Source organism: Sphingobium herbicidovorans (assembly GCF_002080435.1).
Lineage (GTDB): Bacteria > Pseudomonadota > Alphaproteobacteria > Sphingomonadales > Sphingomonadaceae > Sphingobium > Sphingobium herbicidovorans.
The window spans coordinates 1674548-1696236 of record NZ_CP020538.1 but is presented as its reverse complement, the minus strand read 5'-3'; the positions used below and the strand labels follow the sequence as shown (position 1 = coordinate 1696236).

At 63.3% G+C, this 21689-nt stretch carries 19 protein-coding genes, 1 tRNA gene and 2 pseudogenes; 11 read left to right on the top strand and 11 right to left on the bottom strand.

The window, feature by feature from the left end; all coding sequences use genetic code 11:
* Positions 1-76 precede the first annotated feature (76 nt).
* Positions 77-163, bottom strand: a tRNA-Leu gene (locus B6S01_RS08170).
* 144 nt (positions 164-307) lie between these two features.
* Here B6S01_RS08170 and B6S01_RS08165 point away from each other — a divergent pair.
* A complete protein-coding gene (locus tag B6S01_RS08165; protein WP_037466154.1) occupies positions 308-1063 on the top strand; it encodes an alpha/beta fold hydrolase in 756 nt (251 codons plus the stop codon).
* Complete coding sequence (locus B6S01_RS08160) at positions 1063-1950, top strand: tetratricopeptide repeat protein (RefSeq protein WP_037466156.1); 888 nt, start codon at positions 1063-1065, stop codon at positions 1948-1950. Before B6S01_RS08165 ends, B6S01_RS08160 begins: the two co-directional genes overlap by 1 nt.
* A gap of 7 nt (positions 1951-1957) precedes the next feature.
* Here B6S01_RS08160 and B6S01_RS08155 read toward each other — a convergent pair whose 3' ends face one another.
* Positions 1958-2662 carry an SIMPL domain-containing protein gene (locus B6S01_RS08155; RefSeq protein WP_037466157.1) on the bottom strand — a complete coding sequence of 235 codons (705 nt, stop codon included), beginning with the start codon at positions 2660-2662 and terminating at the stop codon, positions 1958-1960.
* 102 nt (positions 2663-2764) lie between these two features.
* Between B6S01_RS08155 and B6S01_RS08150 the strand changes: the two genes are divergently transcribed.
* Genes B6S01_RS08150 through B6S01_RS08140 form a run of 3 tightly spaced genes read left to right on the top strand, consistent with a single transcriptional unit; the run spans position 2765 to position 4378 of the window.
* Positions 2765-3199: a VOC family protein gene (locus B6S01_RS08150; protein WP_037466208.1), complete on the top strand. Its 435-nt coding sequence runs from the start codon at positions 2765-2767 to the stop codon at positions 3197-3199.
* 4 nt (positions 3200-3203) lie between these two features.
* Positions 3204-3926, top strand: coding sequence for a hydroxyacylglutathione hydrolase (gene gloB, locus B6S01_RS08145; RefSeq protein WP_037466158.1), 723 nt, complete (start codon positions 3204-3206; stop codon positions 3924-3926).
* A gap of 50 nt (positions 3927-3976) precedes the next feature.
* A complete protein-coding gene (locus B6S01_RS08140; RefSeq protein WP_037466160.1) occupies positions 3977-4378 on the top strand; it encodes a hypothetical protein in 402 nt (133 codons plus the stop codon).
* Between the two features lie 4 nt (positions 4379-4382).
* Here B6S01_RS08140 and B6S01_RS08135 read toward each other — a convergent pair.
* Positions 4383-6124: pseudogene (locus tag B6S01_RS08135) on the bottom strand (AMP-dependent synthetase/ligase).
* Between the two features lie 127 nt (positions 6125-6251).
* Positions 6252-7186: pseudogene (gene ruvB, locus B6S01_RS08130) on the bottom strand (Holliday junction branch migration DNA helicase RuvB).
* On the opposite strand from ruvB, the gene B6S01_RS21900 reads away from it, so the two are divergent.
* Entirely contained in the window at positions 7109-7330 is a 222-nt protein-coding gene (locus tag B6S01_RS21900; RefSeq protein ID WP_272937802.1) for a hypothetical protein, read from the top strand. The pseudogene ruvB and the gene B6S01_RS21900 overlap by 78 nt on opposite strands.
* On the opposite strand, the gene ruvA is transcribed toward B6S01_RS21900, so the two are convergent.
* Entirely contained in the window at positions 7311-7919 is a 609-nt protein-coding gene (ruvA, locus tag B6S01_RS08125) for a Holliday junction branch migration protein RuvA (RefSeq protein WP_037466166.1), read from the bottom strand. The two genes, B6S01_RS21900 and ruvA, sit on opposite strands and share 20 nt — an antisense overlap.
* Before the next feature lie 143 nt (positions 7920-8062).
* On the opposite strand from ruvA, the gene B6S01_RS08120 reads away from it, so the two are divergent.
* Positions 8063-9361, top strand: a complete 1299-nt coding sequence (locus B6S01_RS08120; RefSeq protein WP_037466167.1) for a methyltransferase family protein — start codon at positions 8063-8065, stop codon at positions 9359-9361.
* Between the two features lie 3 nt (positions 9362-9364).
* On the opposite strand, the gene B6S01_RS08115 is transcribed toward B6S01_RS08120, so the two are convergent.
* On the bottom strand, positions 9365-10738 hold the full coding sequence (locus B6S01_RS08115) for a glutamate--cysteine ligase (RefSeq protein ID WP_037466169.1): 1374 nt from the start codon (positions 10736-10738) through the stop codon (positions 9365-9367).
* 97 nt (positions 10739-10835) lie between these two features.
* Positions 10836-11582 (bottom strand): 16S rRNA (uracil(1498)-N(3))-methyltransferase, encoded by a 747-nt coding sequence (locus tag B6S01_RS08110; protein WP_037466210.1) that lies wholly within the window; start codon positions 11580-11582, stop codon positions 10836-10838.
* Positions 11583-11678: 96 nt separating this feature from the next.
* Here B6S01_RS08110 and ubiA point away from each other — a divergent pair, with 96 nt between their 5' ends.
* Positions 11679-12581 carry a 4-hydroxybenzoate octaprenyltransferase gene (gene ubiA, locus B6S01_RS08105; protein ID WP_037466170.1) on the top strand — a complete coding sequence of 301 codons (903 nt, stop codon included), beginning with the start codon at positions 11679-11681 and terminating at the stop codon, positions 12579-12581.
* Positions 12578-14026 (top strand): phospholipase D-like domain-containing protein, encoded by a 1449-nt coding sequence (locus tag B6S01_RS08100; RefSeq protein WP_037466171.1) that lies wholly within the window; start codon positions 12578-12580, stop codon positions 14024-14026. The genes ubiA and B6S01_RS08100 overlap by 4 nt, the downstream gene beginning before the upstream one ends.
* A gap of 36 nt (positions 14027-14062) precedes the next feature.
* On the opposite strand, the gene smc is transcribed toward B6S01_RS08100, so the two are convergent.
* The 4 genes from smc to B6S01_RS08080 form a co-directional block, all read right to left on the bottom strand.
* On the bottom strand, positions 14063-17503 hold the full coding sequence (gene smc / locus B6S01_RS08095; protein WP_037466173.1) for a chromosome segregation protein SMC: 3441 nt from the start codon (positions 17501-17503) through the stop codon (positions 14063-14065).
* 95 nt (positions 17504-17598) lie between these two features.
* Positions 17599-18333 (bottom strand): thioredoxin domain-containing protein, encoded by a 735-nt coding sequence (locus B6S01_RS08090; RefSeq protein ID WP_037466175.1) that lies wholly within the window; start codon positions 18331-18333, stop codon positions 17599-17601.
* A 47-nt stretch (positions 18334-18380) separates the two neighbouring features.
* Positions 18381-19052: a thioredoxin domain-containing protein gene (locus B6S01_RS08085; RefSeq protein WP_037466212.1), complete on the bottom strand. Its 672-nt coding sequence runs from the start codon at positions 19050-19052 to the stop codon at positions 18381-18383.
* A gap of 80 nt (positions 19053-19132) precedes the next feature.
* Positions 19133-19675: a DUF721 domain-containing protein gene (locus B6S01_RS08080; RefSeq protein ID WP_037466177.1), complete on the bottom strand. Its 543-nt coding sequence runs from the start codon at positions 19673-19675 to the stop codon at positions 19133-19135.
* A 26-nt stretch (positions 19676-19701) separates the two neighbouring features.
* On the opposite strand from B6S01_RS08080, the gene B6S01_RS08075 reads away from it, so the two are divergent.
* Together B6S01_RS08075 and nudC are read left to right on the top strand one after the other, a co-directional pair.
* Entirely contained in the window at positions 19702-20772 is a 1071-nt protein-coding gene (locus B6S01_RS08075; protein ID WP_037466179.1) for an A/G-specific adenine glycosylase, read from the top strand.
* A complete protein-coding gene (gene nudC, locus B6S01_RS08070) occupies positions 20759-21679 on the top strand; it encodes an NAD(+) diphosphatase (protein WP_037466182.1) in 921 nt (306 codons plus the stop codon). The genes B6S01_RS08075 and nudC overlap by 14 nt, the downstream gene beginning before the upstream one ends.
* Positions 21680-21689 lie beyond the last annotated feature (10 nt).

Below are 21689 nucleotides of genomic sequence, written 5' to 3'. Positions count from 1 at the left end.
CCGGCGATTCTCAATCAGAAAATGCTGCTAAACCAGTCACTTGCTGGACGCCTCCGGACGATTCCGGAAGGCAAAGTGGTGCCCAGAAGAGGACTCGAACCTCCACGACCTTGCGATCGCCAGCACCTGAAGCTGGTGCGTCTACCAATTCCGCCATCTGGGCACGGGGTAGGACGGCGCGATTAGCTGCTGGTCCTCACCCTGTCAATCGCGCGCCTGCCATTATTTTGCTTCCTTTCTGGTTTTCCGCGCTCCAGCTTCTATTGGCGCGAACCAGACGCATCCTTCTTTCAGTGGAGACAGCCCCATGGACCCATGCCAAGCCGCGCCGCCCGCTTTCTTCGCTCGCCCCGACGGGGTCCGGCTCGCATACCGGCATCGGGCAGGAACTGGGCCAACCATCGTTTTTCTTCCCGGCTATATGTCTGATATGGAAGGCGGTAAGGCGGTCGCACTGGACGCGTGGGCGGCGAAGACCGGGCGGGCGATTCTGCGACTCGACTATGCTGGTAATGGCGCCAGTGAGGGCAGCTTCTCCGACGGTACGCTCGCAAGCTGGCGCGACGATGCGCTACTGCTGATCGATTCGCTGACGCATGGGCCACTGCTGCTCGTGGGGTCTTCGATGGGCGGCTGGATTGCATTGCTCATCGCGCTTGTGCGGCCAGAGCGGGTGGCTGGGCTGGTCGGTATCGCTGCCGCTCCAGATTTCACTGAATGGGGATTCAGTGATGCGGACAAGGCGTTGCTGTCGACGGAGGGCCAAATTATCGAGCCAACACCCTATGGCGACGAGGGACTGGTGACGACGCTGGCCTTTTGGCAGTCGGGGCAGGCACTGCGGCTGCTTGGAGCGGAGATTGCGATCGATTGCCCTGTACGCCTGCTTCAGGGGCAGGAGGATCGCGATGTGCCTTGGCAGACGGCGGTGCGGCTGGCACAGCGCCTGCGTTCATATGATGTGCAGACGCTGCTGATTAAGGACGGCGATCATCGCCTGTCTCGCGACGGCGACATCGCGTTGCTCATCCGCACGCTCAGCAGCCTTTTGGATACTTTCTGATGGTCTTATTCCTCCCCTTGCTGCTTGTGATGCCGCAAAGCTATGATCCTGAGATCGAGGCGATCATGAACCGTCCGAAGAAGGAAAAGGGGGCGGCTGTTGCGCCGCGCACTCCAGCATCAACGCAGGGCTCTGCAGCGGCAGGGGCTCGCATTCCGGTCCCGGAAAAATTTGTAGAGCCTTTTCAGGCCTGCCTCGACCAAGCGATGGAATCGCCTGATCAGGCTGTCGCTTTCGCTCAGAAATGGCGGCTGGAGGGTGGAAGCTTCTATGCTCGCCATTGCATGGGCTTTGCCTATGCGCAGGCAGAACGTTGGGCTCCCGCCATTGTAGCCTTCGAACAGGGGGCTGACGAGGCTGAGCGCTCTGGCGAGATGGCGCAGGGCGCTCGCTTGTGGGCGCAGGCTGGCAATGCCGCCCTTGCGTCGGGCGATGCGGCGAAGGCGCGGACCAGCTTTGACGCAGCACTGGCAAGAGGGCTGCCCGACGGCATCGAAAAGGGTGAGACACAACTGGACCAGGCTCGCGCGCTGGTCGCACTGGGCGATGCGAAGGCGGCGCGGGACTCCCTCGACGCTGCGCTGACGCAGGTGCCGCAAGACCCGCTCGCCTGGCTGCTTTCGGCGACACTGGCTCGCCGCTCGGGAGAGTTGAAGCTGGCTCAGGCCCATATCGCCCGGGCGGTGCAGATGTCACCCGATGACGCCTCCGTCGCATTGGAGGAAGGCAATATCGCAGTGCTGACCGATCACCCCGACATCGCCCGTTCGGCATGGCAGCGGGCGGTAGCACTGGCTCCCCAGTCCACCGCCGGCAAAGCTGCTGCCGACAACCTCACCCGTTTGTCGGTCGCAGTGCCGCCTGCCGGAAAAGCTGACCGCAATTGACCGGGCGTCAATTCAGGTAAAAATCGACGGTCGTGACAACCCTTACCTTCTTGTAGGGCGTATCGCTCGACCCGTCCGCTTCGCCGTCGCGCGGCTCGATCGAAAAATAGCCTTGCGTCGCGCTTTTGATACCGCCGACACTCGCGCCGCTGTCGCGCGCGAACTGCTCCGCCGCTGCCCGGGCGTCCTTCGTTGCGGCCGCCACCATTGGCGGTTTGACATCATTGAGCTTGGTGAAGCTGTAGCGCATGCCCGACCCTTCCTGCAGCGTTACGCCGCGCCGGACTAGGTCGAACTGCTGCGCCACTGCCCGCTGCGCGAGCGCGATGTCGGTCGTGCGCAGCAGCATCCGCTGGGTAATGGTGATCGTGTTTACGCCATTGTTGATATATTGATTAACGCCCGCGCCCGTGGGCGTCAGCGCGTCTGGCTTAAAGCCAAGGCCCGCGAAATAGGCTTTCAATTCCTTCGTATTGTTGTCGATCTCCGCCCTTACGGCGGGCAGGTCGAACCCCGTAGCCGCATAGCTGATAGACCAGGTGGCGAGGTCTGCGGTGACATTGCGTTCCGCCAGGCCCCGAACGGTGACAGAGCGATCGGCGGCCTTTGCGCGCTTCAGCCCATCACCGAGCAGATAGCCGCCGCTTACCACGCCCAGCGCCAGCAATCCGGCACAGCCCAGCAGCACCTTGTCGCGATACTCAAGACCCATCTGCCTCTCCTCTTTCCACCAAGCCTGCGCCATCCTATCTTGGGGAATATTCCTGCCTCTCAAGAGATGAACCGTTGCTTATGGCGGCGAACGGAGCGAAGCGTGACCAAATATCTCCACACCATGATCCGCGTGACCGACATCGATCGCACCGTCTGCTTCTTTAACCTGCTTGGGCTTCAGGAGCAAAAGCGCGTTGATAATGAAAATGGCCGGTTCACCCTGGTGTTTCTCGCGGCACCAGGAGACGAAGGGGCGCAGGTCGAACTGACTTATAACTGGCCGCCTGAAGATGGCTCTCCGGCCGAAACCTACGGTGAGGGTCGCAATTTCGGCCATCTCGCATACCGCGTCGATAATATCTACGATGTCTGCCAGAGGCTGATGGATGCGGGCGTTACCATCAACCGGCCGCCACGGGATGGTCATATGGCCTTTGTCCGCACGCCGGACAATATTTCGATCGAATTGCTGCAGGACGGATATCTGGCTCCCGCAGAACCGTGGGCATCCATGCCTAATACCGGCGTCTGGTAAGCTCATGCTGCAGGTTGTTCGCGTTCCCGTACTGGCCGACAATTACGTCTGGCTGTTGCATGACGAACTCAGCAGTGAGACCGTTGTGGTCGATCCCGCCGTGGCCGAACCTGTGCTGGACGCGGCCGCCGCGCACGGCTGGACGATCAGCCAGATCTGGAACACCCATTGGCATGGCGACCATGTGGGCGGCAATGCCGCAATCAAGGCTGTGACGGGTTGCCGCATCACCGGGCCAAGAGCGGAAGCGGCGAAGATCGGGACGCTGGACGTACAGGTCGGGGAGGGCGATCAAGTCTGCATCGGCGATCATGTCGCGACCGTCATGGAAGTTCCGGCCCATACCGCAGGACACATCGCCTACCATCTGCCGGGTGACGGCTTGATCTTTGTAGGTGACACGCTCTTCGCCATGGGTTGTGGTCGGCTGTTCGAAGGAACGGCGGATCAGATGTTCTCCAATATGGCCCGTTTTGCAGCCCTCTCGGATGACACGATCGTTTATTGCGCCCATGAATATACGCAAGGCAACGGTCGTTTTGCTCTGACCATTGAGCCTGAAAACGAGGCTCTGGTCGCACGGATGACGCAGGTGAATGCGGCGCGCGCGCGCGGCGAAGCGACCGTGCCGACCACCATCGGGCAGGAGCGCGCGACCAATGTTTTCATGCGCGCGGGTGATGTGGGCGAATTGGCGCGGCGCCGCGCCGCCAAGGATACAGCCTGACGTCTGCGGCGTTATTTCATCGTTGCGGGGATGGAAGCTGGAGAAGTGCCATGCGGAAATGCATATTTCTCGCTCCGCTGATTTTGGCGGCGTGCGCTGGCGGCAATGAGCCTTCCCGTCTCACTGAAAAGGAGGCGGCACGGTTGGAAGCAGCGCTGGAAGGCAAGGTTGCGGGCGAACCTGTAAGCTGCGTCAACCGCTATCCCCAGGCCAGCCTCACCGCGATCAACGAGTCCGTTCTGCTCTACCGGGTCAGCGGCCGACTGGTGTATCGCAATGATCTGATCGGAAGCTGTACGGGCCTCGGCCGGGGTGACACGCTGGTGATCAGACCAACCGGCTCGCAATACTGCCGGGGCGACATCGCCAGGAGCGCCGACCTTGTGACCGGTTCCATCACGGGCGGCTGTGCGCTGGGTTCCTTCACGCCCTACCGCAGCCCCGACCAATGAGCGGTCAGCCCTTGTAGAGCGCGTCCAGACGGTCGTGATATCGCGCACGAATGACATGCCGCCGGATCTTCATCGAAGGTGTCATCTCGCCATTTTCGATGGTGAACGGCTCGTCGCTGAGGAGAAAGCGGCGCACCCGTTCGGTGACGGAAAGGTCAGCGTTTACTCGATCGACTGCGGCCCTCAATGCCGCCAGATAAGCTGCATTGCCTGCTAAATCGTCAGCGTTCCGGCCCTGCGCGGCCGCCCACTCGCGCGTCCATTCCGCGTCGGGCACCAGCAGGCCCACCAGGTGCGGCCGCCGGTCGCCATAGACCATCGCCTGCCCGATCTCCGGCTGGAGAGTCAGCATGCCTTCGACCTTCTGGGGGAGACATTGTCGCCCTTGTCGTTGACGATCAGGTCCTTCTTGCGGTCGGTGATACGGATCCGCCCTTTGGCATCGATTTCGCCAATGTCGCCGGTATGCAGCCAGCCGTCCTTCAGCGCCTTCTCGGTTTCTGTGCTGTTGCGCCAATAGCCGTGCATCACCAGCTCACCGCGCACCAATATCTCGCCATCTTCGGCGATCTTTACCTCGACACCCTCCAATGGCGGGCCGACCGTGTCCATGGCGATGCCTGCGCTTGGCCGGTTGCAACTGACCACCGGTCCAGCCTCTGTCTGGCCATAGCCCTGCAACAGTGTCAGTCCCATGGCGTCGAAGAACAGGCCAACATCGGGATTGAGCGGCGCGCCGCCCGATACCAGCGCCTTCATCCGGCCGCCGAAGCGCTGCGCGATCTTGGGTTTAAGCGTCCGGCCGAGCAGCAGCTTCATCGGCAGGTCGCCAATCGATCCCTGACCCTTCTGTTCTTTGGCCGCAATCCGCAGCGCCTGGGACAGTAGCCAGGCTGGGAATTTCCCCTGCTTTTCGATCGACTTGATGATGCGGGCGCGCAAGACCTCGAACAGCCGGGGCACGACCACCATGATCGTGGGACGTGCCTCCTCGATATTGCTGGCGAGCTTCTCCAACCCTTCCGCATAATAGATCTGCCCGGCCAGCATGATCGGCAGGAATTGGCCGCCGCTATGCTCATAGGCGTGGGATAGCGGCAGGAAAGACAGGAAAACCTCGTCATCCCAGCCGAAATCCTCCGCCATCAGCTTTCCTGCGCCCTCGATATTGCACAGGATAGCACCATGGTGCTGCATCACTCCACGCGGCGCGCCGCCGGTGCCGCTGGTGTATATGATGCATGCCAGGTCTTCACGCCCCGCCGTCTGCTCCGCCGCGCAGGCGTCCGGGTCGGCGATGTGCGACGCGATCAGGTCGGCCCACAGATGGCAGGACACATTGCCCTGCACGCTCCTTAACGGCTCCATGCCGACCACGAAGCTTGCCTGCGAACGCAGCACGGCCGGCATCAGCGCCTGAGCCAGCTTTGCAGTCGATACGATTACCGCGCGCGCGCCGCTGTCGGTCAGGATATGTTGGTGATCGCGTGTCGTGTTGGTGGTGTAGGTCGGCACGGTAACGCATCCCGCCGCCATGATGGCCAGATCGGCGATGCAGAATTCTGGCCGGTTCTCGCTGACCAGCATCACCGGATCGCCGGGCTTTAACCCCTGGGCGCGCAGCGCTGCAGCAAGACTTGCGACCTGCTGTGCAGCCTCGGTCCAGCTGAGCGGCCGCCAGCTGCCAGCGGCTTTGTGCCACAGAAAGGGTAAGTCGCCCATTTCCTTCGCTCGTGCGAAGAACATGGTCACCAGATTGGGATATCGTTCGATCGCCCGCAAGCCGCGTAACTCCTATCCGGGAGCGCGTCACCCGCGCGCATCCGCATCTCGACGCGCTATAACCGGGCCGGGCCGTAACGGCCACGCATTTTCAGTCGAATAGCCCGTCCTGGAGCCCGGCGGGCGGATTGATGCCGAGATGTTTCCACCCTGGTCCATTAAGGCAGCGCCCTCGCGCGGTGCGGGCTATAAGACCGAGCTGGATCAGATAGGGCTCTATCACCTCCTCGACCGTGTCTCGCGGCTCGGACAGGCCAGCCGCCAAAGTTTCCACGCCGACCGGACCGCCACGATAGATGTCGGCGATCATCATAAGATATCGGCGGTCCATGAGGTCGAGGCCCAGATGATCGACCTCCAATCGGCTCAGCGCGGAATCGGCTGCCTTGGCGTCCACTGCTTCCACGCCCGCGACATTGGCGAAATCGCGCACCCGGCGCAGCAGCCGTCCGGCAATACGCGGCGTGCCCCGCGACCGTCGAGCGATTTCGATCGCACCGTCGGAGGTGATGCCGAGGTTCAGCAGTCGCGCCGCACGCCGCACCACCAACTCCAGTTCGTCGACCGTGTAGAATTGCAGTCGTACCGGAATGCCGAAACGGTCGCGCAGCGGCGTCGTCAGCAAACCCTGCCGCGTCGTCGCCCCCACAAGGGTGAAGCGCGGCAGATCGATCCGCACCGACCGCGCCGAAGGTCCCTCGCCGATCATCAGGTCGAGCGCACGATCCTCCATTGCGGGATACAGCACTTCCTCGACCGCAGGATTAAGCCTGTGGATCTCGTCCACGAACAGTACGTCGCCCTCGTCCAGATTGGTGAGGAGCGCCGCCAGATCGCCCGATTTGGCGATTACCGGTCCTGATGTGGCGCGGAATCCCACGCCCATTTCCTTTGCCACGATCTGCGCCAAAGTCGTCTTGCCAAGGCCGGGGGGCCAAAGAACAACACATGGTCCAGCGCGTCCCCGCGCTGCCGCGCGGCTTCGATAAACACACGCAGATTTTCACGAGCTGCCTGCTGCCCGATAAACTCTGTCAGCGATTTTGGTCGCAGCGCCGCATCTACATCTTCGACGCGCCGGGTAGATGCGACCAGCCGATCCTCGCTCATGCGCGCCTGTCCCTGTCACTGCTGCAGTACCGAACGCGTGTCACTTCGCCGCCTTCCTGAGCGCCAGCCGCACCAGAGCATCCAGTGTCGCGTCCTCGCCCAGTTCTTCTTCCGCCTGTGCTACCGCACTGCTCGCCTCGGCTGGTTTGAAGCCCAGATTCTGCAGCGCCGAAATTGCGTCTGCGCCAAGTCCTCCTGCGGCAACCGGCGTCATGCCTCCGCCGAGTACGGCGCCTGCCCCCGGCGCGGCGCCGATCTTATCCTTCAGTTCGTTTACGATTCGCAGCGCGAGCTTGGGGCCTACGCCATTGGCCCGCGCCACCATCGCTTTGTCACCGGTAGCGATGGCGCGATGCAGTTCTGCGGGCTCCAGCGCCGATAGTATCGCCAGCGCCACGCGCGACCCGACGCCCTGAACGCCGATCAACAGGCGGAACCAGTCCCGCTCCTCGCCGCGCGCGAAGCCGACCAGCCGGATCGAATCTTCGGACACCAGCATTTCGGTGTATACCGTCACTGCTTCGCCTGCCGGCCCGAGCGCCGACAAGGTTCGGGACGACGCCCCGACCAGATAGCCTACGCCGCCCACGTCGATGATGGCATGGTCGATACCGGTGCTGTCCAACCGCCCCTTGAGTTTTGCGATCATGTCCCGCGCCCTTTGGTCATGGTCTGTTCTTTACAGCCTCTTGGGCTTCGCGCCAGTCAAAAGCGTTAGCCGCACCGTCGCTCTGCAATTCAGGGTTAAGGAGCCTTCATCGCTTGCTTACCTTTCCCCGGCATAAGCGCCGAATGCCCAGCCAGGCCGATTCCTGTCCCCGTTCCGCCGTAAGCCATGGCGTAGGTCTCTCCGGTTTGGCGGGGCTGGGCCTGTGGACGCTCGTCGCGCGACATTTCGGCATGAACGGGCCTAATGCTGGCCTGGCAGCTATCCTGGCCTGCGGGCTGCCGATGGTCCTGTGGTCGTTGCTGGTGGACAAGGTGCACCGCAACCCGTCCACCGGCATAGATTGGCAGGGCCCGCCCCGCGCGTGGCGGGCCGTCCTGGACATTAGCTTGGTGAAGATCGCTGGTCTCTGGGCGACCTGGATGGGAATCGCGATCTTTTATTGTCTGGCGCGCTGGTATTGGACTGGCAATTATCGCTTTTCGATGAACCTGTTCATGGATGCAGCGCCGTGGCTCGTTTTATTCTCCATTCCATATGTTGTCTGGTTAGACAGGCGGCTTGTCGATCCTAAGGACGCCACCTACGCGTTCGGCCTTTGGGTGATCGGCGGAGCGGCGGGCAAGCCGGATATGGCGCAAGTCGCCGATCACGCCCGCGCGTGGGCGGTGAAGGGCTTCTTCCTTGCTTTCATGCTATCGATTGTGCCGGGAAACTTTGCCAGCGTCGTCGATTGGCGGTTCGATCACGTCTTCGCGAACCCAGTGAATCTCGCTGCCTTTCTGATCGCTGTCATGTTCATGGTCGATGTCTGCATGGCGACGGTAGGCTATCTGTTGACTTGCAAGCCGCTGGATTCCCACATCCGCTCGGCAAATCCGGCGCTTGCGGGCTGGCTTGCCGCGCTTATCTGCTATCCGCCCTTTGTGCTGATGGGCGGGGGCGGCCCGCTCGACTATCATGCGGGCGGCGCGGAATGGGACGTCTGGACGCAGGGCCACACGTTGCTGCAATGGTTGCTAGGCGGCTGGCTGGTGCTGTTGACCGCCGTCTACGCCTGGGCGACGGTGGTGTTCGGCATTCGCTTCTCCAACCTTACCCATCGCGGCATATTGACTCATGGTCCTTATCGCTGGACGCGTCACCCCGCCTATCTTTCGAAGAATCTCTTCTGGTGGTTTTCGGCGCTGCCCTTCCTCACGGTGTCGGGCAGCCTTACCGACATGGTACGCAACTGCGCCATGCTGGCGGTAACCAACGCCGTCTATTATTGGCGCGCGCGGACGGAGGAAGCGCATCTGTTGTCCGATCCGCACTATCGCGCCTATAGCGAATGGATGGACCGTAACGGTCCCGTGCCTCGCCTTGTTGCCTGGGCAACGGGCCGGGGGCGTACGGCCCCGGTGCCCCAGCCCGCCGAATAACGACTAATAGCTTTCCTCGGCATAGATCCGGGAAAGGTCGCCTGCCCATTCGCCATGATAGCGTTCCAGCAGATGCTCGGCATGGGTGCGCCCGGCGGCGGCGATCTCGTCAAGTGGCGCAAGATAGGCGGTTTCGTTGTCGCCCGCGCCGTTCAGTCGCGCCCGCGCCTTCAGGCCGCTGCGGCTGATGTCTAGAACATCCCCAGCAATATCTCGCAGCTTGCGACCGCCGGGCACCGGGGCATCCAGGGCCTGACTGGGCGCCGCGTCGCGCAGCGCTTGCCGCTCTTCCATGCTCCAGTCCTTGACCATGTCCCATGCCGCATCCAGCGCGCCCTGTTCGTAGAGCAGGCCGACCCAGAATGCCGGGAGCGCGGTGATCCGATCGGCGCGCCCGCCGTCGGCCCCGCGCATTTCCAGGAAGCTCTTCAACCGTACCTCGGGAAAGGCGGTGGACAGATGATCCTCCCAATCCTTTTCCGTCGGCTTCTGGCCCGGCAGGACGGACAGTTTTCCATCAAGGAAATCGCGGAAACTAAGGCCCGCAGCATCGATATAGCGGCCGTCCCGGTACACGAAATACATGGGCACATCGAGCGCATAGTCGGCATAGCGTTCGTAGCCGAAGCCTTCTTCGAACACGAAAGGCAGCATGCCTGTGCGATGCGGATCGGTATCGGACCAGATATGGCTGCGATAGGACAGCATGCCGTTAGGCTTGCCCTCGGTGAAGGGCGAATTTGCGAACAGCGCCGTCGCCAGCGGTTGCAGAGCCAGCGAAACGCGGAACTTCTGCACCATGTCTGCTTCGGTGCTATAGTCGAGATTGGTCTGGATGGTGCAGGTCCGCAGCATCATGTCGAGGCCCATGGAGCCCACGCGCGGCATGTGGCGCAGCATGATGTCGTAGCGCCCCTTGGGCATGATCGGCAGTGCGTCCCGCCGCTTGTCCGGCCACATGCCCAGGCCCAGAAAACCCAGGCCCAGCATGTCGCCGACATATTTCACCTGTTCCAGATGACGCTCGGTCTCCATGCAGGTCTGGTGCAGGTTTTCGAGCGGGGCGCCCGACAATTCGAGTTGTCCAGCGGGCTCGAGGCTGACTGTCCCATCGCGGCCCGACAGCGCGATGATATTCTCGCCCTCGAACACCGGGTTCCAGCCATAGCGCGTAAGGCCGATCAACAGCGTATGTATGCCGCCCTGTTCGTCATAGGATGGGGCGTGATGGTCGTTCTTGGCATACACGAACTTCTCATGCTCAGTGCCGATGCGCCAGCGTTCCTTGGGCTTTTCGCCTTTGGAAAAGGCCGCGATCAACTGCTCGCGGCTCTCGATTACGGGGTCTGCGCCCCCTGAGTCTGTCCTGGTGCTCATGCCCCGCCTTAGCCTGTCCCCCCAGCGCGTCAATAACAGCGCGCGGGGCACAAATAGGTTGCGTATAGGGCTGCGGCAATCCCATTTCGGAATGCAACTATTGCCAGTCTCCGTTCAGTGTCATCCAGGCAGCAGTGGCGGCGATCGCTGCTGTCTCCGCTCGCAATATGCGCGGCCCCAGCGATACGGGCACCGCCTTCGTCACGGCGCGGATCGCGCCCCGCTCGGCGGGATCAAAGCCCCCCTCCGGCCCGATCAGGAAGGCCGCAGCGCCGGGATGAGTGCGCAGCGCATCCACCAGCGGCTCGCCCCCCGTCTCATCAGCGAAGAAAAGCCAGCGGTCGCCGGGCCAATCGCGCAACAGGGCATCCAGCTTCACCATGGCGCAAAGGTCCGGCAGCGCGGTGCGCCCGCACTGTTCGGCCGCCTCGACCAAATGGGCGTGCAGTCGGTCGAGATTGAGCTTGTCCACGACGGCGCGCCGGGTCAGCACCGGTTGCAGTCTCGCCACACCCAGTTCGCAAGCCTTTTCGGCGATCAGGTCGATCCTTCCCTTCTTGATTGGCGCGCAGCACAGCCAGAAATCCGGCGCATCCTCCAGCGGCCTGGTCCGGCTCACGCATTCCAGCACCAGATCGCGCTTCCGGAGGTCGCGGACCCGCGCCGCCCATTCGCCCGATCGCCCATCGAACAGCAACACGATATCGTCAGCCTTTATGCGCATGACGCTGATCAGATAATGAGCCGGATTGCCATCGACCGGTACGGCGACGCCTTCGCCCAGCTGCGTTTCGACATGCAGACGCGGGGCGCTTTGCGGCGGCCAGGCAGGGGTTGCGGTCATATCCATGCACTCCGTTTGGGCGTGGCTTGTCCAAGCCCATCGTTTCTCTAAAGAGGAAGGAAAGTCCTTCGACAAGTCAGGGCGAACGGAGACAAGGTGAGCCAGACGATCGTCCCCGATACACAAGCTCGCGGTTTGCTGGCCAGTCTGCCGCCGACGCCGCGCGCGCTGGCGCTGCTCGCCCGTTTTGACCGGCCCATAGGGTGGTGGCTGCTCTTCTGGCCCGGCGCCTGGGCGGTAGGGCTTGCTGGCGGGGCAGGGGAGCGTTGGTCGCTCATTTTCTGGCTGCTCCTTGGCAGCATCGCCATGCGCGGCGCGGGCTGCGTCTTCAATGACATTGTCGATCGCGACCTCGACCGGAAGGTGGCGCGCACGGCTGCCCGTCCGCTCGCCAGCGGCGCCATTTCCGTCAAGACTGCATGGGCCTGGCTCCTTCTGCTTTGCCTCGCGGGCCTCCTCGTGCTTTTACAGCTTCGCCTTTATGCCCAAATCGTGTCGCTCGGCAGCCTGGCGCTCGTCGCCGCCTATCCGTTCATGAAGCGGATCACCGGTTGGCCGCAGGTCTGGCTCGGTCTGGTATTCTCCTGGGCCGCGCTTGTGGGCTGGAGCGAAGTCAGCGGCGCGCTCACTGCTCCGGGCATGCTGCTCTACTGCGGCACTATCTTCTGGGTTGTTGGTTATGACACCATCTATGCGCTTCAGGATCGGGAGGATGATGCGTTGATCGGTATCGGATCAAGCGCCCTGTCGATGGGTCGGCATGTCCGCGCGGGGGTGATGCTATGTTACCTCCTTTCCCTGTTATTCTGGGCAGCGGCTCTCTGGCAGGTCCGGCCGCAGTTGCTGGTTCTCGCCGCACTGCTGCCGATGGCCGTCCATCTTGTCTGGCAGGTTGCAACGCTCAAGGAGGACGGCCTCGATCCCCTGGTTAAATTCCGGTCCAACCGCTTTGCCGGGTTGCTGATGTTCCTGGGCTGCCTCGTGGTGGGCAGCGTATGAGCGCGCCGAACGAGGGCCAGGACTGCTGGCGCATTGCCCGCGCCACGAAGGCGAGCGTCATCATCGACGCCGATCCCTATTTCCGCCACGCCCGTGCGGCAATGCTGAAGGCGAAGCGGCGCATCATGTTGATCGGATGGGATTTCGATGCCGCCATCAGTCTGATCCGTGAGGATGAGGCGAAGGATGGCGCGCCCGTCATCATCGGCGATTTTATAAGCTGGCTGGTCGAGCGTAATCCAGAGCTGGAGATTTTCCTGCTGCGCTGGGACATCGGCGCCATGAAGTCGATGGCGCAGCCCACAAACCTCTTCACCACCGTCAAGTGGATGGCGCACAAGCGCATTCATGTGAAGCTGGACAGTCATCACCCGCCTGCGGCATCGCATCATCAGAAAATCGTGGTGATCGACGATTGCTTCGCCTTCTGCGGCGGTATCGATATGACGGCTGACCGCTGGGACACGCGCCATCATCGCGACGGCGATCCCGGCCGCCATCATCCGGACGGCACGGCATACGGCCCCTGGCATGACGCGACCACAGCGTTGCAGGGGGATGTGGCGATGGCTCTGGGCCACCATGCCCGCGCCCGCTGGAAGGGGGCGGGCGGCGATGATCTGGAGCCGGTTCTGGGCTATCACGACTGTTGGCCAGATGCGCTTGCAGTGCAGTTTGAACAGGTCGACGTCGCGATCTCGCGCTCCGCTCCTGAGATGGACGACCAGGAACCGCTGATCGAGATTGAAAAGCTGTATCTGAGCCAGATCGCCTCGGCAAAGCATAGCATCTACGCGGAAAGCCAATATTTCGCGTCGCGCAGGATCGCGGAGGCTATTGCCGCGCGTCTGGGTGACCCTAATGGGCCGGACATCGTCATCATCAACCCTGAACAGGCCGATGGCTGGCTCGAACAACAGGCAATGGATACCGCCCGTGCCCGGCTGGTCGAGGCGCTTCGCGCGCGGGACACATATGGCAAATTCCGGCTTTACCACCCCTTCACGGTGCGTGGCGAGCCCATCTATGTCCATGCCAAGGTCCTCATTGTCGATGACCGCGCCATCCGCGTCGGTTCTTCCAACATGAACAACCGCTCGATGCGGCTGGACACCGAATGCGATGTCACGATCGACACAAGCCTGCCCGCCAACAATGGCCATCAAAACCAGATCCGCAAGATACGAGATGATCTTGTCGCGGAGCATCTCGACTTGCCTCTCGAACGTGTCGCTGCCGTTATCGCCGAGCGAGGGTTGATCGCCGGCATAGAGGAACTGCGCGACAAGCCAGGCCGCACCCTGCGTCCCTTTGTCACGCCCGATCTCAATGATGTGCAGGCATGGCTGGCCGAAAACGAAGTACTCGACCCGGAAGGCTCTGCGGAAATGTTCGAGCCGACGACCGCCAGAGGTCTTTTTCGACGGATGAAAACGCGTTCTTGAAGCGCGATACCCGACTTCGTTGCCGTCCTGGAGCCGCTATTCCGCCGCCAGCAGGGCTTCGGCCCCGCCCAGATTGACGGACACCAGCCGGCTCACGCCGCGTTCAACCATGGTGACGCCGAACAAGCGATGCATCCGCGCCATCGTTACGGCGTTATGGCTGACGATCAGGTATCGTGTGTCGGTCTGTCCTACCATCACGTCCAGAAGGTCGCAGAAACGCTCGACATTGGCGTCATCCAGCGGTGCATCCACCTCGTCCAGCACGCAGATCGGTGCGGGGTTGGTCAGGAACAGCCCGAAGATCAGAGCCACGGCCGTCAATGCCTGCTCGCCGCCGGACAGTAATGTCAGGGCGGCCAATTTCTTGCCCGGCGGCTGGGCCATGATTTCCAGGCCCGCTTCCAGTGGATCGTCACTGTCGATCAACTCCAGATGCGCCTGCCCGCCATTGAAAAGGGTCGTGAACAGCCGCCGGAAATGACCGTCCACCGCCTCGAATGCGGCCAGCAGCCGCTGCCGTCCTTCACGATTGAGGCTACCGATCGACCCGCGCAGCCGATTGATCGCCTGAGTCAGTTCCTCGCTTTCGGCGCGGCTGGTGGCTTGCGTCGTCTCTAACTCCTCCAGCTCTTGCGCCGCGACCAGGTTGACCGGCCCGATGCGCTCGCGCTCGGCAACCAGCCGGTCATGCTCCGCCTGCTCGCTCTGCGCGGTCCGGACCTCTGGGCTTCCAAAGCCCAATTTTTCGGGCAGGACTGGTGGAGGGCATTCGAATCGCTCGCCTGACAGCCTGTTTGCCTCGACCCGCTTCTCGTCCGCTGCCTCGGCTCGCGCTGCAGCGGTGGCGCGCCGCTCGCGCGCCTGCGCTAATGCCTCACCGGCCTGGGCTACCCGCCCCTCGGCAATTCGCAGCGCGTGTTCCGCCTCGCTCTCCGCCCGCCGCGCCGCCTCGGCCGCTTCAGCGAGGCCAGCGCCTTGTTCGGACAGCGCCGTGATTGCCGCAGTCAGGCCATCGGGCTTCTCTGCCAATTGGGCCTGTTCCGCCGCGATGGCGTCCTCACGTTCCACCATGGCGGCGATTCGCTTCGCCGCTTCACCTGCTCGCGCCCGCCAGCCCTTAGCCTCCGCGTCTGCGGCAGCCATGCGCTCCTGGTCGCTTGCCAGCGCACGGTCTGCAAGCGCCTGATCCGCCTGTAGCTGGCTAACCGCCATCCGGGCCTTTTCGCTTGCCTGGCTCAGCGTGGCGACCAGCGCCCGCGTCTCGTTTCCATCCGGCAACACCGCACGCCCGGTCTGCGCCTTGTCATGTTCACCCCGCGCGCCGGCCAGGTCCGCCCGCGCTTCCGCCAGCCGCTCCTCGATCGCCTCGCGCCGTCCTGAAAGCCGTTCCAGCGCCGTCGCAGCCTCATCTGCTGCCCGCAAGGCGGCCCGCAATCGCTGATCCGCGCTGCCAAGCTGGGTTCTTGCGCGGGCCAGGGCCTCCGTCGCCTCGCGCTCGCGCTGGGCTGCGCTGTCCTGCGCTGAAAGCGCCGTCGCGACGTCTCCGGTTGCCGCCGGTCGCGCCGCTGCAATTGCTTCCAGGCGGTTCAACCGGATCAGCCGCTCTGCCGCTGCCGCACCGCCCTCCGCCGCGAAATAGCCGTCCCAGCGGCGCAACTGGCCATCGCGGGTCACGAGGCGCTGTCCTACGGCCAGCGCCTGTCCCTCATCCTTCTCCACGATCGCAACCTGGCGCAGCCGCCGCGCCAGTTCCGCAGGCGCCTTTACATGGTCCGCGAGCGCAGGGCAGCCCGCAGGCAAGGCCGGGTCGTCCGCCAATGTCGCCGCTCCGGTCCACCGGCGCATTCCCTGCGCGCCTACCGGCGCCTCCAGATCATCACCCAAGGCCGCCGCCAACGCTCGCTCATAGCCCGGTTCCGCGGTCAGCTGGTCAAGCGCGCGCGCCCGTCCGGCTCCGCCTTCTACGGCGCGTTTGAGTGCCGCCGCCTCGCTGTCGAGTGCGGCTAATCCTGCGCGCGCGGATGCCAGCGCCGTTTCAGCGGCAGCGCGTTCCTCGGCCGCTACTTGCCGCGCCGCTTCCGCGGCAGCGATTGCCAACTCGGCGGCGTCCCGTTCTACGCTCGACTGTTCCTGTGCCGCCTCTGCTTCTGCCCGTTTTGCCTCCAGCGGCGCGGCGTCGGGTAGTCCGTTCGCTTCGCCTTCCAGCTTGGCCACTTCGCGTTCCGCCCGTTCCAGCCGGGTCTGTGCGGCCACCAGCGCGGCTTCGGCAACGCGCAACTCTGCCTGTTCTCCCGCCTGCCGCGCCATTGCCTTGGCAAGGTCCAGCTCCGCGTCGCGCGCGGCATCTTCTGCGCGTGCGATGCGGCCGGCGAAGTCGGGCCGCATCATGTCGGTTTCAGCGATCCGTTTCTTGAGCGCCGAAATCTCATCGGTCAGCCGTGCGATCGCCTCAGCCGCGTCGTTGGCCAACGTGCCTTCGCGCGCGCGATCTTCCTCCAGCCGTTCGGCCTGTTGAGCGAGATCATGCAGGCGGCGCACCACGCCATCACGCTCGGTCCGCAGCGTCGTGAGCCGGTGCCCCGCCTCATTCGCTTCGTCCCGTGCGACCTGCGCCGCCACGCGCCGGGCGGCCAGTGCGCCCACCGCCGCATTGGCATGGGCCGCCGCTGCCGCCTGCGCTTCCTGTGCGACACTCACCGCGCTCTCGGCGTCTGCCGCTTCCCTGCGCGCGGCATCGGCGCTCGCCGCCGCCTCGCGCCAGCGGGCAAAGATCACGCGCCCTTCGGCTACCCGGATTTGCTCGGACAGCTTGATATATCGCTCGGCCGCCTTGGCCTGTCTCCGCAAGCTGCTCGCTCGCGCCTCCATGTCCGTGAGAATTTCGTCCAGACGCACCAGATTGGCTTCGGCCGCGCGCAGCTTCTGCTCGGCATCCTTGCGCCGGACATGCAGGCCGGAAATGCCCGCCGCTTCTTCCAGCATGGCGCGCCGCTCCTGCGGTCGCGCCGCGATGACGGCGGCGATCCGCCCTTGGCTCACCAGGGCAGGACTGTGCGGACCGGTGGCCGCGTCAGCGAAGATCAGGGCGACATCCTTGGCCCGTACGTCGCGGCCATTGGCCCTGTAGGCGCTGCCGGCGCCGCGCTCGATCCGGCGCGTCACCTCCAACTCGCCGTCCGCGCCAACCTCTACCGCGTTGAACAGTTCGCCCTGTTCCTGGACGGTCAGCAGGGATACTTCAGCAAAGTCGCGCTGCGGGCGGGTTGATGTGCCTGCGAAGATCACATCCTCCATGCCGCCGCCGCGCATCGACTTGGCGCTGGATTCGCCCATCACCCAGCGGATAGCTTCAAGCAGGTTCGACTTGCCGCAGCCGTTGGGTCCGACAATGCCGGTCAGGCCTGGTTCGATCCGCAGTTCCGTCTGATCGACGAAACTTTTGAAGCCAGACAGTTTGAGCCGTTTTATCTGCATGGGAACGGCACGTAGGGGGCAAGGCCGGGGCAGCATTGCACCGCCCGTCGTTCAACGGGATGCTCGATCCAGATTGTCCGCCCCCCTCGTTTCAATCAGATACCCGCTTCCTTCAACTTGGGCTGCAAGGCCGCCCAAGTAGCGACATCGTCGATCTTCACATCGTTGAGGATGAAGGTCGGCGTGCCTTCGATCTTATACTGACTGCTGGCCGTTTCGACGCCCTTGGCCAGCTTCTCGGCAGCAGCGGTGTCGGCCAGGCATTGCTTCGCCTGATCCTCGGCGATACCGCGCTGCTTGGCAAAATCGAGAAGACCCACCGCTTCGGCGAGCAGGCCGAACCGCTGTGCCGGTGGCGCGCTCATCAGCTGCTGATATTTGGCATCGCCCAGACCCTGCGCCTGTTCGAACATCGCATTCTGGTTTGCGAAAAACTGATCGCTGATCGGATAGAAGACGTCCTTGCCGCCACAACGGGCAAGCAGGGCCGTCGAAATATCGATAGGATCGCGTACGAAGTTGCGCAGCTCGTAGCTCATCTTGCCGCTATCGACGATCTTGCGGATTTCCTCGGAAGCTTCGACCGCAAAATCGCGGCAATGGCTGCACGTGTAGGACGCATATTCGACCAGCTTCAATTTCGCCTGGGGGTTGCCCATCACGAATCCACCCTCGGGGGTCTGCGTGACCGTGGCGGACCAGCTTGTTCCCGCGGGTGCGGCAACAGCGGCGACCGGTTCGCCAGCGGTGGAATTGGTCGCGTCCTTTTGCCCGCAGGCCGAAAGGGTCAGCGACAGGGCGATCATGGCAAGTCCGGAAAAGGCTTTCACTGCGGCAGGGCTCCGATTGTCGAGCTTCAGGATGATGGGGGTTTAGTTCACTGTGCGACGGCGGGCAATGCATCGCGCAACGTCGCCCAGCTTGATCCGCCCGCAATCGCACCGTTGACGGTGAATGCTGGCGTGCCGCCAATCTTGATCTTGTTCCATGCTTCGTCCGTCATCGCCAAAATCTGCTTCATCGCCCCCGGGTTCGCGATGCAGGCGTCCAACTGCGCAGGCGTGAAGCCGCGCTTGCCCATCAGCGTGTAGAGCCCCGTATTTCGTCCGATATCGCGAAGTGCCGCGACCTGTTCGGAGGGCTTGGCCGCGCCCCGGTCATAGGCCTGCAATTGCGTCATCCAGGCTTCCTGATTGGCGAACAGCGCCTCATGATTGCCGAAGAAGCGGGCGGTTCCACCACAGCGCGCGAGCAGTGCAGCGGTCAGGTCATATTTGTCGCGCACCGCATTGCGCACCTCGACACTGACCTTGCCGCCCTTCACATAGTTCGCCTTCAACGGCGCACTCGCCTCTCCAACGAAATATGCGCAGTGGGAACAAGTGTAGCTGACATATTCGACCAGCTTGGTTGGAGCAGCCGGATTGCCCAGCACATGTCCGCCGATCGGCGACAGGGCCACGCGGCTGATCCAGTTGGTGGCGGGCGCCGCAATCAGGACGCCGGGCGAGACGGCAAGGGCGAGGACGGCCAATCGAAATTTCGTCATGCGATAGTCCATTGAGGCGCCGCCCCTGTACGGCTGTTGAATTCGCGCCGGGCCTATCCGGAAATGCGCCCGGCCATTCTTTAACTGATCTTCGGCAAGCCACTGGAATTGGCAAGCCCCTGTGCGAGCGATTCAAGCACCGCACGCAGTTCCGGATCCCCGATATCCCGCAGCGAGTCACCCAGTTCGACCGGCATCGGCTTCAAGTTGCGCGGCGGAGGCCTGCGTTCGGGGGAGGACCGATGCACCTGGCCCTGCTTCATCGTCACCTTGGCGACGGCGGCATAGCCAAAGAAACGGTTCACCCTGTCAATGATGTCGGGCAGCACATGCTGCACCATCGGGGCGTGGCCGCTCATGACTGTCAGTTGCAAGGTGCCGCCCGCCTTTTTGCCGACAGGAAAGCGGATCGACTCGGGTTCGGATATTTCCGCATAATGCGCTCCGACGATCTCGGCCCAGCGGGTGACGATGCTGGATTGCACGAAGCCGAACTTGCGAAAAGCCGCCGCGCCGATCTGCGGCATAAGGTCGGCGATCTGCCTGGGTCCGCCTACGCGCGGACGCTCTGCGGCTGCGGCAGGGCGGCTTTTCAATTTGGGTGCTGCGGGGCGTTCCGTCATCGTCCGCTTAATGGCATAGGGCAGCCATGCGCGTCGAGGGGAACACCAAGAAAATAGCGGAAGATCTGCTGGGGCATTATGACGTCCGCGCGCGTCGTCTGCCTTGGCGCGCGCCACCGGGCGCCAATGCCGCCGACCCCTATCGTGTATGGTTGTCCGAGGTGATGCTTCAGCAGACCACGGTCGCCGCAGTCATCCCCTATTTCACGAAGTTCACGGAGCGCTGGCCCAGCGTTGAAGCCCTTGCTGCAGCGGATGATGCTGACGTCATGGCTGCCTGGGCCGGACTTGGTTATTATGCCCGCGCCCGCAATCTCCTCGCTTGCGCCCGCGCCGTCGCGAACGAGCGTGACGGCGCTTTTCCCGATACGGAAGATGGCCTGCGTGATCTTCCCGGAGTAGGGGCCTATACCGCCGCCGCTGTCGCTGCCATTGCCTTTGGTCGTCGAGCGGTGGTCGTCGATGCCAATGTCGAGCGGGTCGTTGCCCGGCTGTTCGCCATTGACATACCGCTGCCCAACGCCCGGCCCGCCATTCGTGCAGCGGCTGACAGCATCACGCCTGAAACCCGCGCGGGTGACTTCGCCCAGGCCGTGATGGATCTTGGTGCGACCATCTGCACGGCACGGGCGCCCGCCTGCGGCATTTGTCCCCTGCGCACCGACTGCGCGGCTGTGCTCACGGCCGATCCCGCCGCCTTCCCTGTCAAAGCCGCCAAGAAAATCAGACCGCATCGTCTTGGCCATGGCTGGTGGATCGAGCGTCCGGACGGTCATGTCTGGTTGGTTCGTCGATCGGCAAAGGGCCTGCTTGGCGGCATGCGCGCGCTGCCTTCGTCTGATTGGGAAGCCGCTCCTGACCCCACCCCGCCTATGACCGCTCAGTGGCGTGCGCTTGCTGCTCCCGTGGCCCATATTTTCACCCATTTCTCGCTGGCGTTGACTGTCCATGTCGCTCATGTGACGGAAAACTGTCAGCCGCCGGGGGAAGGCGAGTGGTGGCCGCTCGCCCGGATCGGGGATGCGGGACTGCCTACCCTATTCCGCCGTGCCGCGGACGCGGTAATGAAGGAGAGCGCACAGCATGCCCGGCCTTGAAAACTCCGCCCCTGAGCAGCTCGGCTTTGTTGGCGGACGGCTCGACCGAGCAGACCATATTCGCGTGAAACCGGAACTCGTGGCCCAGGCTTTCGCCTCGCCGGACGCGCGCTGCCTGGTCCTTGACGGACTCGATCCCGTCACTCTCGATGGCCACTTGCTGATGGAGCCGATCGGCCCGGAAGCACAGGTCGGGGATCATCTTCTGCTCGGCTTGGAGGCAGGGAAACGGCCCATCTTTGTCCGCCTTGCCGCCGAGGTGGGCAGCAATTTCGTGCCCAGCCCGCGTAGCCGCTCGATCGTCGCCGAAGTGCCCGCCGACGAAGTTGCACTTTACGGCGCCGCGCGCAGTTTGGTCCACTGGCACGGACGCCATCCCTATTGTTCGGTATGCGGCGCGGGCACCCGACCAGAAAAGGCAGGCTGGGCGCGCCGATGCGGCACCTGTGACGCTGAACATTTTCCTCGCGTCGATCCGGTGGTCATCATGCTCGCCGAACATCGCGGCCGTGTTCTGGTGGGCCGACAGCATAGCTGGCCGCAGGGCTTTTATTCCGCTCTTGCCGGGTTCATCGAGCCGGGGGAGACGATCGAAGAGGCCGTTGCCCGTGAGATCAAGGAAGAAGCGGGCGTCAGCGTCCATTCGATTCGCTATGTGACGAGCCAGCCCTGGCCCTTTCCCTCTTCGCTGATGATCGCCTGCATCGCGCAGGCCGACGATGATGCGCTGGCGCTCGACGAAACCGAGATCGAGCATGCTTTCTGGTGCAACGTCGATGGCGTCCGCGCCGCGCTGGCAAAGGATATCAACGCGCCCTTCATCTGTCCGCAGCCGATGGCTGTCGCCTGGCATCTGCTCAAATATTGGGTCGATGCGCAGGTTGCCCCCTCCGAACCAAGCGCGTAAGGCCCAAGGC